Origin of the sequence: Citrobacter youngae, assembly GCF_003818115.1 — a bacterium.
GTDB classification, from domain to species: Bacteria; Pseudomonadota; Gammaproteobacteria; order Enterobacterales; family Enterobacteriaceae; genus Citrobacter; species Citrobacter youngae.
In genome coordinates this window covers 1-13,356 of sequence record NZ_RPOI01000022.1, presented here as the reverse complement: position 1 = coordinate 13,356, position 13,356 = coordinate 1, and the positions used below count along the sequence as shown (strand labels likewise).

Here is a 13,356-nt window from a genome sequence, read left to right as displayed (position 1 = left end):
TGCACCTGGATCATAATTGATACAAATTTGTTAAAAATTTTGAACTGGCTCGCACAAGCGCTACCTTTTTTAACTTTTGTAATCAGCTGATTCCTTCGCTAAATAGCGTTCTTCGAAGATATCTGCCGGAACCGGACGGGCAAACAGGAATCCTTGCGCGACGTCCACCCCTGCCTGTGATAACCAGTCGCGTTGCGCTTCGGTTTCAACGCCTTCCGCAATCATTTGCAAATTGAGACTGTGAGCCAGCTGAATAATGGCAGAAATCATACTGCTATCTTCTGGCAGGCCTTCAACAAACATCTTATCGATTTTGAGCACATCAACTGGCAGTGACTTCATATGCTGCAACTGTCGCAGACCCGCATAGCCCATACCAAAGTCATCCAACGCAATGCGTACCCCCGCATTGCGCAGTGGGCGCAGGATAGCGACAGCGGCGTTTGGATCATCTATATGCCGGCTTTCGGTAACTTCCAGAATCAAGGTACCGGGCTTAATGCGATATCGGTTTAACAACTCCAGCAGATCCGACACCATACTGGGGTGCATGAGCTGTAGCGCAGACAGATTCACCGACAGCGGTAACATCAGACCACGTTCCTGCCAGGCCGCAAGCTGGCGACAAGACTCCTCCAGCACCCAATATCCAACCGTCACCATCAGACCGCAGGATTCAATCCTGTCGATTAACCCTTCCGGTAATTCCCAGCTTCCGTCTGCCTGCTGCATCCGCAATAAAGCTTCAGCACTCAACATCTTGCCGCTGGCGATCTCTACCTGCGGCTGCATCCACAGCGCAAATTGCTGGTGATCAAGCGCGGTCAGAATGTCGTTCTCTTCGGTCAAACGTTGCTGTGCTTCTTCCATTTGCTGCGGATCAAAGAATTGGATCTGATTTTTACCCTTGCGACGCGAGGTTAGCACTGCCGATAGCGCGCGACTGTATAGCTGTTCCGCCGTCAAATCGCCGTAGTACATCGCCACCCCAATGTTGCAGCTCGGGCGAAGCTGAATACCCTGAATGGGCAACCGTTCATTCATGATAGTAAGTACTTGCTGACCTAATGTGATTGCATGCCAGGGTTCCTTCACACCGTGCGCGATAATCGCGAAGTCATAGCCGCTCACCTGAGTAAGCACCATTCTGGGCGCCAGCACCGATCTCAGTTTCTCAACCAGCGTCAACAGCAGGATTTCCCGCTGGGTCTCGGTCAATACACCGGCGGTATCACGCAGGGTTTCGCAGGTGACAATCATCAGCGCAGTTGTTTGCGGGCCAGTAACAATCTGCTCAAGTAGCCCCATTAAGAACGTCTTATTTGGCAGTTCAGAGACCGGAAAGCGCATCGAATTGTCGTTCTGCTCTTCACTGTGGCGCAGGACCAGTTGCTGATTCAGGTTGTAGCTACGCACCAGCATCCCAATCTCATCATCCTGATGCATAGGCGGTAATGCCAGTTGATAGCCGATCAGCTCCTGGTGCGGAATATCGTTCAGTTCGCGAGCAATTTTGCGTAACGGGTGCACAATCAGGCGGTTAATACACCAGGAGATGGCTACCGACAGGATTAACAACAAAAGTAAGTAAATGGTCACTAACGTTGAAAGCGTGCTCGTCACGAATTTGTACATGCGGTATGAATCCGCCTGTAACACCAGATACGCCAGCGGCTGTGGGTTGGCAGAGCGCTCAAGAGAATAGACCGGGAGCGAAATCTGCACCGGCAGTTCAAACAGTCGGGTCACCGTAACCGGAACGGGGCGTTCAGGGATAAAGCTCATCCGCAATGCCTGAAACTGGTTGGGCAGTACCACATCCGCGCGACTGACCACGCCAGCGGGCTGGATACGGCTTAAAATCATTTCTGCTTCGGGGATATCCCCCTTCAGGATGGCAGCCGACAGAGGTTCACGGACGGAGCGAGCGATGCTTTCCAGTTGCGTAGCCGTGTTATAGCGGTTCTGCTGGACCAAATGGAACAACAAAACGGTGCAAAAAATAAAAACAAACACCATGACAACGGCCGCAACCATCGCCATCTGCTTTATTGTTAACGAGCGACTGACACGCAAACTGACTCTCCACGGATAGACAAAAACTGCCGTCAGAGTATACCCGATCGTAGCGGTATTAAGAGAGGCGGTATCTGAAAACTTCCCAGCGTGCATTATCGCGACAGGATAGGCACCTGGCGACAAGATTTATCTGCATTTAAGCCGAAAAAGGCCGCAAGGTTAACCCCTGTGGCCTGGTTCGGGCGCATGTTGCCATTACGGCAGGCAGACGCCCGCAAAGTGCATTACTTCCTGTTACGCAGCCAGTTCACAATCAGGCTGGCAATAATGCCAGCGATAATTGGAGCCGCTAAATCGTGCCAGAAAGCCACACCTAACTGTGTGAGCGTCATGTAGCCGCCTGTGTTGCAATGGCAACTGTTCGCGGCTATTCTTAACTTGTCTGGAGTCAAGTTAGCCCCCGTTTAGTTGCCTGGTTTATACCGAACAACGTGCGGGGGTTTTCTCTTTCCAGCAACCGATGCCGCCGGGGATCAAGCCCCCGCAACATTGCGCCTCACCGGGAACTCCCGGCTTGCCGCTGATTCTACGGTAGCCCACTCGCCATATCACTGCGCAATATTGCGCTCTGCGTAGCGCTTCGCATTTCACCGGTTTTCTCGCCAGTACGCTGGAAAGATTCTTGCCAGTTGGCAACATTCCTGCCGACAATTAATGTCAGAATATAAATAACCAATTGATATCTATTGGTTTATTTTCTGGCACAGCGATTGCTATTTGACTGTGAGCTGTTCTGTTCCGAATCAAAGGAGATATCATGTCTGACTGTCGTACTTACGGATTCAATACCCAGATCGTTCACGCGGGGCAACAACCCGACCCTTCAACTGGCGCGCTCAGTACGCCTATCTTCCAGACTTCAACGTTTGTTTTTGACAGCGCCGAACAAGGTGCCGCCCGCTTTGCGCTCGAAGAGTCCGGGTACATTTACACCCGTTTAGGCAACCCTACCACCGATGCGCTGGAGAAAAAGCTGGCGGTGCTGGAAAGAGGTGAAGCCGGGCTGGCTACCGCGTCCGGTATTTCTGCGATCACCACAACGCTGCTGACGCTGTGCCAGCAGGGCGACCATATCGTTTCCGCCAGCGCGATTTATGGTTGTACTCACGCATTTCTGTCGCACAGCATGCCGAAGTTCGGCATTAACGTGAGTTTTGTCGACGCCGCGAAACCGGAAGAAATCCGCGCCGCCATGCGCCCGGAAACCAAAGTTGTGTATATCGAAACGCCCGCTAACCCGACGCTGTCGCTGGTCGACATTGAAACGGTAGCCGGTATCGCCCATCAGCAAGGCGCATTGCTGGTCGTGGATAACACCTTTATGTCGCCGTACTGTCAGCAGCCTCTGCAATTGGGCGCAGACATCGTGGTGCATAGCGTCACTAAATATATCAACGGTCACGGAGACGTGATTGGCGGCATCATTGTCGGGAAACAGGAATTTATCGACCAGGCGCGGTTTGTCGGTTTGAAGGATATTACCGGTGGCTGTATGAGCCCTTTCAACGCCTGGCTGACGCTGCGCGGCGTTAAAACATTGGGCATTCGTATGGAACGTCACTGTGAAAACGCGCTAAAAATCGCCCGCTTCCTCGAAGGGCATCCGTCCATTACCCGCGTTTATTACCCTGGCCTGGCTTCGCACCCACAGTATGAACTGGGCCAACGGCAGATGAGCCTGCCAGGGGGAATTATCAGCTTTGAAATTGCCGGCGGCCTCGATGCTGGCAGACGGATGATCAATTCTGTAGAATTGTGCCTCCTCGCGGTCAGTCTCGGTGATACCGAAACCCTCATTCAGCACCCAGCGTCTATGACACATTCGCCCGTTGCGCCAGAGGAACGGCTTAAAGCAGGTATTACCGACGGGCTTATCCGTCTTTCTGTGGGTCTTGAAGATCCAGAAGATATTATTAACGACCTTGAACACGCCATCAGAAAGGCAACATTCTGACCATTACGGCCTGAACCGACGACGCTCGGTTCAGGTCGTTGAGCATCAAGGCACAACAGTCTGGCTATACGCGCGCTCCTTTTTTGGGGAGAACGGGTATTTTGGGCAGGGGGTTCTATGCAGGACAACACAATACAATTAAGCAACAATACAGCAACCGCCGTACCATTCTCAAAGAAAATACCGTTTACAAAATACGATTTTGGCTGGGTATTACTCTGCATCGGCATGGCAATTGGTGCGGGTACAGTTCTGATGCCGGTACAAATTGGCTTAACCGGCATTTGGGTTTTTATTGTCGCCTTTATTATCGCTTACCCGGCAACGTACATTGTGCAGGACATTTATTTAAAAACATTATCCGAAAGTGAAACCTGCAATGACTACACCGATATTATAAGTCATTACCTTGGGAAAAACTGGGGTGTATTCCTCGGTGTGATTTACTTTTGATGATTATTCATGGAATATTCATCTATTCATTATCGGTGGTTTTTGACAGCGCCTCGTATATCAAAACTTTTGGGCTAACCGATACCGACCTTTCGCAGTCAATCATCTACAAAGTGGCCATTTTTGCCGTACTGGTAGCCATTGCTTCCGGGGGAGAAAAGCTACTGTTCAAAATCTCCGGTCCGATGGTGGTGGTAAAAGTCGGCATTATCATCATCTTCGGCTTTGCGATGGTTCCGCACTGGAACTTCAGCAATATCAGCGCCTTTCCTGAAGCATCGGTGTTCTTTCGCGATGTGCTGCTGACTATCCCATTCTGCTTCTTCTCGGCGGTGTTTATTCAGGTGCTGAACCCCATGAACATTGCCTACCGCAAACGGGTGGCGGACCGGGTACTGGCCACACGTATGGCTATACGCACGCATCGGATCAGTTACATTACGCTGATTGCGGTCATCCTGTTTTTCTCCTTCTCTTTTACCTTTTCGATTAGCCACGAAGAGGCCGTTTCAGCCTTCGAACAGAATATTTCTGCACTGGCTCTGGCGGCGCAGGTTATTCCTGGTCAGATTATTCACATCACCTCAACGGTGTTAAATATCTTCGCTGTATTAACCGCATTCTTTGGTATTTATTTGGGATTCCACGAGGCGATTAAAGGAATTATTCTTAACGTTCTGAGCCGCGTTATTGACGTGGAGAAAATTAATCCTCTGGTGCTTACGCTGGGTATTTGCACATTTATCGTTATTACGCTGGTTATTTGGGTATCGTTTCGCGTATCGGTACTGGTGTTCTTCCAGTTAGGCAGCCCGCTGTACGGGATTGTGTCGTGTATTATTCCGTTTTTCCTGATCTATAAAGTCACACAGCTGGAAAAACTGCGCGGGCTGAAAACCTGGCTAATCCTGCTGTACGGGATCCTGCTGTGCCTGTCGCCATTACTGAAGCTGATTGAATAACCCGCGTAAACTGCGCCGTCAACACCTGGCGGCGCTTAGCTCACACTCTCCAGTTGATAGCTGCGAATTTTATTCAGTACCGTGGTATGTGACACCCCCAGCGCTTTGGCGATATGCCGTGACGACACATTCTCCTCCACCATCTGTTCAATTAACTGACGCTCGGCGCACTGGATCTGCTCTTTAAAAGGACGTTCTGTCGGGCCTTGCTTAACGGCGGGAAAATTCACTATTCCTAATTCTTCCCGCGTTATGACATCGGACTCCGCCATTAGCATCAGGCGAATAATGGTATTTTCCAGTTCGCGCACATTTCCCGGCCAACTGTGATGATGCAGGGTATCAAAGCAAGCTTTATCCAGAATGATCCGTCGCTGGAATTCCTTCGCGTATTTCTGCACAAAGTGGCGAATCAACAGACTGATATCCTGTGGGCGTTCCCGCAAGGGTGGAATAGTCAGGGAAAGTACATTGATGCGGTAATAGAGATCGGCGCGCAGCAGGCGTTGCTCCACCATCTCTTCCAGATTGGCGTTGGTTGCCACAATAATGCGTACATTAACCGGAATAATTTGCGCCCCGCCAACGCGACGGATCCCGCCATCCTGCAGGACGCGCAATAATTTAGCCTGTAAGCCCAGCGACATTTCACCAAATGCATCGAGAAAAAGGGTGCCTTTCTCGGCCATTTCAAACAACCCTTTTTTACCTTTACAGTCTGCGCCGCTAAAAGCCCCTTTCTCATAGCCAAAGAATTCACTCTCCATCAACGACTCAGGTAGCGCAGAGCAGTTAACCGGAATAAACGGATAAAAACGCCGCTGACCGGAATTATGGATAGCCCGGGCCAGCAATTCTTTACCAGTGCCCGTATCACCACGGATCAGAACGGTATATTTGCTGTCAGCAATTTTTATCGCCTTTTCGATAAGCGAGTGCATGCTCTGGCTGCTGCAAATAATGTCAGAGAAATAGCGCGGGCGTTCCGGCTCAGACATCGACAACTCGCTTATCTCTTCACACAGGTAAGCGACGTTAATAATATCGGCACGTCGGCTTAAACAGGATTGCACGCAGGAAATATCCTGTAACTGGCGACACCAGGATTTAATCAGGATCCGTCCAGGTGTGACTTTCATGGAGATGATATTGATATCACAACAGGAAAATTCCTTCAGGACATCCTCAACCATCGACAGACGATCAATTGTTTTAATATCCCAGCGTATCGTGACCACATTTGCTCCTGGTAGTTAGCAACTGCGAAGTAGATATTTCTGTGCCGTCCAAAAATCTGACTATATTCTAGACACTATGGAATAATGTTCTGCCAATGGACTCACATTGTGGGAGTAAAAACGAATTATAAAAAAACCGGAGCACAAGGCTCCGGTTATCGGGTCATAACCCACGTTTATTGCTGTGGGTTTTCGTCCTGGTCAACGGCGAAACAGGCTACCAGTTGACCACCATAGTCTTTTAACTGTGGCTGAAGCTGAGTACACGGACCAAAGCGACGACGGCAACGGGCGTTGAACGCACAGCCCGGTGGCGGATTCAGCGGGCTTGGCAGCTCACCGGTCAGCTTGATACGCTCGCGGCGATCGTCCGGGTTCAGGCGCGGCGTTGCGGAGAGCAGCGCCTGAGTGTACGGATGCCGTGGATTATTGAAGATCTGATCCTTGGTTCCTTTTTCCACACAGCGGCCTAAATACATCACCATCACTTCATCGGCAATGTGCTCTACCACCGACAGGTCGTGCGAGATAAAGACGTATGACAGCCCCAGTTCCTGTTGCAAGTCCATCATCAGGTTCAGCACCTGCGCACGTACGGAAACGTCCAGCGCCGAGACAGGTTCGTCGGCAATCACCACATCCGGGTCAAGCATCAGACCGCGGGCAATGGCGATACGCTGACGCTGGCCGCCGGAGAACATATGCGGATAGCGGTCGTAGTGCTCGGTTTTCAGTCCCACTTTCGCCATCATCGCCAGCGCTTTTTCACGGCGCTCCTCTTTGCTGAGCGTGGAGTTGATCAGCAACGGCTCTTCCAGAATCTGCCCTACTTTTTTACGCGGGTTCAGGGAACCATAGGGGTTCTGGAACACTATCTGGATTTTCTGCCGACGCAGCTTCTGCGCCTGCGGGTCGTGCTTGAGTAAATCCTGTCCCTGGTAATACAACTCACCGCCGGTCGGGATTTCAATCATCGTCAGCAGACGGCCAAGGGTGGATTTCCCACAGCCCGACTCACCTACCACCGCCAGCGTTTTACCGCGCTCCAGAGTAAAGGAAACGCCGTCCAGCGCTTTCACCAGGCGTTCCGGGGCGAACATGCCCTTCTTCACCGGGTAGTGTTTTTTCAGGTCAATTGCCTGCAACAGCGGCTGTTGCGCGGCGGCCTTTTGCGTACTCATAGCCCAGGCCTCCCGGCATCATCAAGTGGGTAGTGGCATTTCGACTGACGACCGCCTTCCAGCAGGTTCAGTTCAGGTTCTTCAGCACGGCATTTGTCGGTCGCATAGGGGCAGCGCGGGTTCAACAGACAGCCGCTCGGACGGTCATATTTCCCTGGAACCACGCCCGGCAGTGAGGCCAGACGCGCTTTATCCTGTGCAAACTCCGGCAACGCACGTAGCAATGCCTGGGTATAGGGATGGCGCGGCGCACGGAAGATATCCTGCGCGGCCCCGGTTTCCACTACCTGCCCGGCGTACATCACGATGATTTTGTGCGCGGCTTCGGCCACCAGCGCCAGATCGTGGGTAATCAAGACCAGCGCCATGTTCTCTTTTTGCTGCAATTCCAGCAGTAGCTCGATGATCTGCGCCTGAATGGTCACATCCAGCGCCGTTGTAGGTTCATCGGCAATCAGCAGCTTCGGACGACAGGCAATCGCCATCGCGATCATCACGCGCTGGCTCATCCCACCGGACAACTGGTGCGGATAGACATCCAGGCGCGAGGCCGGATCGGGGATCCCCACCAGCGTCAGCAGGTCAATTGCCCGCTGAATACGCGTTTTTTTATTGCCGCCCTGGTGCACCTTGATGGCTTCCATAATCTGGTAGCCGACGGTGTAGCAGGGGTTAAGGCTGGTCATCGGGTCCTGGAAGATCATTGCCACTTCCGCACCCACCAGTTGGCGACGCTCTTTCTCAGAGATGCGCTTCAGGTCGCGACCATTAAACTCCAGATTTTCAGCCATAACGCGGCCTGGGTAGTCAATCAACCCCATAATCGCCAGCGAGCTGACGGACTTACCAGAACCAGATTCCCCAACAATGCCAACCACTTCACCCTGGTTCACACTGTAGCTAATGCGGTCCACGGCGCGGAATTCGGAACCTACGTCGCCGAAGTGCACCGATAATTTATCTACATTTAATAACGCCATCTCGAACCTCTTACTGCTTCAGTTTGGGATCGAGCGCGTCACGCAGACCGTCACCCATCAGGTTAAATGCCAGCACCGTCAGCAGGATCGCCAGACCCGGGAAGGTCACGACCCACCAGGCGCTTTGAGCGAACTGCAGCACGTCAGAGAGCATGGTGCCCCACTCTGGCGTCGGCGGCTGTGCGCCCATCCCCAGAAAGCCGAGGGCAGCCATATCGAGAATGGCGTTAGAGAAGCCAAGCGACGCCTGAACAATCAGCGGCGCAAGACAGTTAGGCAGAATATTGACGAACATTTGGCGCATCGCACCGGCTCCGGCCACGCGGGATGCGGTGACATAGTCGCGGTTCACCTCCACCAGTACGGCGGCACGCGTCAGACGCACATAGTGCGGCAATGCCACGAACGTCAGCGCCAGCGCGGCGTTGCCAATCGAGGGACCAAATACCGCCACCAGCACCAGCGCCAGTAACAGGCTCGGCAGCGCCAGCATGATATCAACCACGCGCATGATGACGTTATCGACAATCCCGCCAAAGTAACCGGCGATAAGCCCGAGAACCACGCCCATCAGCAGGGAAAGCACCACCACCAGACAGCCAACCAACAGCGACAGACGCGCCCCGTACATCAGGCGGGACAGCACATCGCGGCCCACATCATCAGTACCAAGCAGGTGCGCCATGGAACCGCCTTCCTGCCATGCCGGCGGAGCCAGCAGCGTATCGCGGAACTGGTCTGCCGGGTTGTACGGCGCGAGAACGTTGGCAAAGACCGCAATCAGGATCATCACCACAACGTACACCAGCCCAACAACCGCACCTTTGTTGCGTTTAAAATAGTGCCAGAACTCCTGCAGCGGCGTCATCGGCACCGGTGCAGCAATAACTTTATTTTCAGTAACCTGTGACATGATGGCCCCTTACTTCTTATGCCGAATACGCGGGTTCACCACGCCGTACAGCAGGTCTACCAGCAGGTTGACGAGGATAATCATCGTCGCGACCAGCAGTACCCCGCCCTGCACTACCGGATAATCACGGCGTTGCAGCGCATCTATCAACCAGCGTCCCAGACCCGGCCACGAGAAGATAGTCTCGGTCAGGATTGCCCCGGCCAGCAGCGTACCGACCTGCAGGCCGATAACGGTTACAACGGGCAGCATCGCGTTACGCAGAGCATGAATGATGATGACGCGCATGCGGGTCAAACCTTTAGCGCGCGCGGTACGGATGTAATCCTCACCCAGCACTTCCAGCATCGATGAACGGGTCATACGCACAATGACCGCCAGAGGTATAGTGCCCAGCACCATTGCCGGTAGGACCATATGCGCCAGCGCATCGATAAAATTGCCCTCTTCACCCCAGATGGCGGTGTCGATCAACATAAAACCGGTCAGGGGATTGGAATCATCAAGGAATACCATGTCGCTCACCCGCCCAGAAACTGGCGTCAGGTTCCACTGCACGGAAACCAGCATGATCAGCATCATGCCCCACCAGAAGATCGGCATGGAGTAACCGGTCAGCGCCAGGCCAACGGCGGTATGATCGAAAATGGAGCCGCGCTTAACGGCAGCAAGAACACCCACCGGGATACCTACTGCGACGGCGAAAATCATCGCGCAGACGCCGAGTTCCAGCGTCGCTTTGAAGCGAGGCACGAACTCTTCCCACACCGGTAAGCGGCTTTTCAGCGAGATACCTAAATCACCATGCATAACCCCCCAGATATAGTGGAGGTACTGCTGCCACATCGGCTTATCCAGACCGAGTTCAGCCAACAGTTGAGCATGACGCTCAGGGGAGATCCCACGTTCACCCGCCATGATCATAACCGGATCGCCGGGGATCATATGGACGAAGGCAAAGGTGAGAAGAGTGATACCGATAAACGTGGGGATGACGAGTCCCAAACGTCGGAGAATGAACTGCAACATAACCCGGATTCTCTCTAATGACGCACGGCCTGGAACCGTGAGTCTGTATTGCTCACAAATCTTATCCCACGCAAACTGCATCGTGGGTAAAGCATTACGCCGGATGGCGCTGCGCTTATCCGGCCTACACAATACCGGGGCGCAGCGCTTCCTTGATTGCTTTTAATTATTCGACAGAGACGTTTTCGAAGTGGTGTTTGCCTAATGGATCAACCACATAGCCTTTCACTTCTTTACGCACTGGTTCGTACACGGTGGAGTGAGCAACAATCAGAGCCGGAGCCTGGTCGTGCATAACAACCTGAGCTTGCTTGTACAGTTCAATACGTTTGTTGTGATCGTCGGTCGCACGCGCCGGTTGGATCAGGTCTTCAAACGGTTTGTAGCACCAGCGAGAGTAGTTAGAACCGTCTTTCGCTGCCGCACAGCTGAACAGGGTGGCGAAGAAGTTGTCCGGATCCCCGTTGTCACCGGTCCAACCCATCATCACCGCCTGATGCTCACCCGCTTTGGCGCGTTTCAGATACTCGCCCCACTCGTAGGTCACAATCTTGGCCTGAACGCCAATTTTCGCCCAGTCAGCCTGAACCATTTCCGCCATACGACGGGCGTTCGGGTTATATGGACGCTGTACCGGCATAGCCCACAGCTCAACGGTAAAGCCTTTGTCCTGACCGGCTTCCTTCAGCAGTGCTTTGGCTTTCTCAGGATCGTAGGTGTAATCTTTAATGTCGTCGTTATAGCCCCACATGGTCGGTGGGATCAGGTTTTTCGCGGCAACGCCAGCACCCTGATAAACCGCTTTAATGATCGCGTCTTTGTTTACCGCGTAGGTCAGCGCCTGACGGACTTTCACGTCATCAAACGGTTTCTTCTCGGTGTTGAAAGAGAGGTAGCCAACGTTCAGACCGGCCTGCTCCATCAGATTGATGTTTTTATCCTGCTTCATGCGCGCGATGTCTGCCGGGTTCGGGTACGGCATCACCTGGCACTCGTTCTTCTGCAACTTGGCATAACGCACGGAAGCATCAGGCGTAATGGAGAAGACCAGACGGTCGATCTGCGGCTTAGTGCCCCAGTAACCTTCGAATGCTTTATACAGAATACGGGAGTCTTTCTGGTACTGCTGCAGCTGGAACGGACCGGTACCGATTGGGTTCAGATCCACTTTCTCCGGGGAACCGGCTTTCAGCATGTTGTCCGCATATTCTTTGGAAAGAATAGAAGCGAAGTCCATCGCCAGGTCAGCCAGGAACGGTGCTTCCGGGCGAGTCAGCACGAACTGAACGGTTTTATCATCCACCTTTTTCACTTCGGAGATCAGATCCGGCAGGCCCATCCCTTCGAAGTATTCATAGCTGCCGCCAGAAACTTTGTGGTACGGGTTCTGGGCATTTTTCTGACGATCGAAAGAGAACACCACGTCATCGGCGTTGAAATCGCGCGTCGGTTTGAAATCTTTGTTGTCCTGCCACTTCACGCCAGGGCGAAGGTGGAAGGTATAGGTTTTACCGTCTTCGCTGATTTCCCACTTCTCAGCAAGTCCCGGGATCACTTCAGTTGTGCCGGTTTTGAACTCGACCAGGCGGTTATAGATCGGCACGGAGCTGGCATCATAGGTGGTACCAGAGGTGAAAAGCTGCGGGTTAAAGCCTTCAGGAGATCCTTCTGAACAATAAACCAGAGTTTTAGCCTGTACGCTTGCTGCGACGGTCATAGCCACCAGGCTCAGACCAAGCTTCAGCATCCCTGACTTCTTCAAGGAAATACTCATTCTTCTGCTCCAAATGTGATGTTTGTTGTTTTACCCTTTGCAGTGGGTTTGCACCGCCTGGCCTTTTTTGTTTTTTACCCGGCCGGTCGGCGTTAAGAGGATGGGGATTCCGTTCACATAAGCGACTGAGTTGCAGCGCGGATTCTCCATGAAATGCCCCTCATGCCCTACAATCTGTCAACAGAATGTGAAAACGTCAATACAGGTAACCGCGATTTACACCAACGGTGAGAATTGGCACACAAAGATTAAAAAAAGTGCAGGCGGGTATTTTCAGCAGGGAAATTTGTGCTACGCGCACTATGCCAGAATAAATATCTTCATATTCAGAAACATTTGGTGATTAACATTTATGCAAATTATGAAAATTTTCTCAACACATGCTGCATATCTGAGCGATTAATACCATGAACGTTAAAACGCACAGCGGAAAATGCTGGGTTCAGCCATAAGTAACGCAAAAAAAGATTCAAGCAAATATAAAAAAAGGCAATGGAATATGTCACAGAATCGTTAACAGTCAGTGGGAAGTGGTGCACAATTTTTGCAGATAAAATGAAGGTCAAAGGTGGGGTTGGAATAACACCATACACGCCGGGATGAAACTGAGCCTGTAGGCCGGATAAGGCGTCTGCGCCGCCATCCGGCAATGCCAAAATGCTGCAATGTTTTGCCTGATGGCGCTGCGCTTATCAGGCCTACAAAGCAAAAAAAACCTGCTCGCTGAGCAGGATTTTGAATTTGGTCGGTGATAGAGGATTACTCGCCACTACGTGGCTCGCCCTACGGGCCG

General features: G+C 52.3%; 10 protein-coding genes and 1 pseudogene. 2 read left to right on the top strand and 9 right to left on the bottom strand.

The window, feature by feature from the left end:
- Window positions 1-69: 69 nt before the first annotated feature.
- A complete protein-coding gene (hmsP, locus tag EHN13_RS18350; protein ID WP_124021869.1) occupies window positions 70-2,076 on the bottom strand; it encodes a biofilm formation regulator HmsP in 2,007 nt (668 codons plus the stop codon).
- Between the two features lie 227 nt (window positions 2,077-2,303).
- Window positions 2,304-2,411, bottom strand: a complete 108-nt coding sequence (locus EHN13_RS18345) for a type I toxin-antitoxin system toxin Ldr family protein (protein WP_048213645.1) — start codon at window positions 2,409-2,411, stop codon at window positions 2,304-2,306.
- Window positions 2,412-2,836: 425 nt separating this feature from the next.
- Between EHN13_RS18345 and megL the strand changes: the two genes are divergently transcribed.
- Window positions 2,837-4,033: a methionine gamma-lyase gene (gene megL, locus EHN13_RS18340; protein WP_101742799.1), complete on the top strand. Its 1,197-nt coding sequence runs from the start codon at window positions 2,837-2,839 to the stop codon at window positions 4,031-4,033.
- Between the two features lie 117 nt (window positions 4,034-4,150).
- Window positions 4,151-5,448, top strand: a pseudogene (locus EHN13_RS18335) (SLC5/6 family protein).
- Between the two features lie 35 nt (window positions 5,449-5,483).
- Here the strand turns inward: EHN13_RS18335 and EHN13_RS18330 are convergent.
- The 7 genes from EHN13_RS18330 to EHN13_RS24055 all read right to left on the bottom strand — a co-directional run bounded on the left by EHN13_RS18330 (window position 5,484) and on the right by EHN13_RS24055 (window position 13,219).
- Complete coding sequence (locus EHN13_RS18330) at window positions 5,484-6,686, bottom strand: sigma-54 interaction domain-containing protein (RefSeq protein ID WP_124021868.1); 1,203 nt, start codon at window positions 6,684-6,686, stop codon at window positions 5,484-5,486.
- Window positions 6,687-6,862: 176 nt separating this feature from the next.
- Window positions 6,863-7,867: a dipeptide ABC transporter ATP-binding subunit DppF gene (dppF, locus tag EHN13_RS18325; RefSeq protein ID WP_003024319.1), complete on the bottom strand. Its 1,005-nt coding sequence runs from the start codon at window positions 7,865-7,867 to the stop codon at window positions 6,863-6,865.
- Window positions 7,864-8,847: a dipeptide ABC transporter ATP-binding protein gene (gene dppD / locus EHN13_RS18320; protein ID WP_003024317.1), complete on the bottom strand. Its 984-nt coding sequence runs from the start codon at window positions 8,845-8,847 to the stop codon at window positions 7,864-7,866. The genes dppF and dppD overlap by 4 nt, the downstream gene beginning before the upstream one ends.
- Before the next feature lie 10 nt (window positions 8,848-8,857).
- Window positions 8,858-9,760 (bottom strand): dipeptide ABC transporter permease DppC, encoded by a 903-nt coding sequence (dppC, locus tag EHN13_RS18315; protein WP_061066786.1) that lies wholly within the window; start codon window positions 9,758-9,760, stop codon window positions 8,858-8,860.
- 9 nt (window positions 9,761-9,769) lie between these two features.
- Window positions 9,770-10,789 carry a dipeptide ABC transporter permease DppB gene (gene dppB / locus EHN13_RS18310; RefSeq protein WP_003837733.1) on the bottom strand — a complete coding sequence of 340 codons (1,020 nt, stop codon included), beginning with the start codon at window positions 10,787-10,789 and terminating at the stop codon, window positions 9,770-9,772.
- 166 nt (window positions 10,790-10,955) lie between these two features.
- The gene (dppA, locus tag EHN13_RS18300; protein WP_048213650.1) at window positions 10,956-12,563 is read right to left on the bottom strand and encodes a dipeptide ABC transporter periplasmic-binding protein DppA; all 1,608 of its coding nucleotides are present in this window, start codon (window positions 12,561-12,563) and stop codon (window positions 10,956-10,958) included.
- A gap of 359 nt (window positions 12,564-12,922) precedes the next feature.
- Window positions 12,923-13,219: a hypothetical protein gene (locus tag EHN13_RS24055; protein WP_048213651.1), complete on the bottom strand. Its 297-nt coding sequence runs from the start codon at window positions 13,217-13,219 to the stop codon at window positions 12,923-12,925.
- Window positions 13,220-13,356 lie beyond the last annotated feature (137 nt).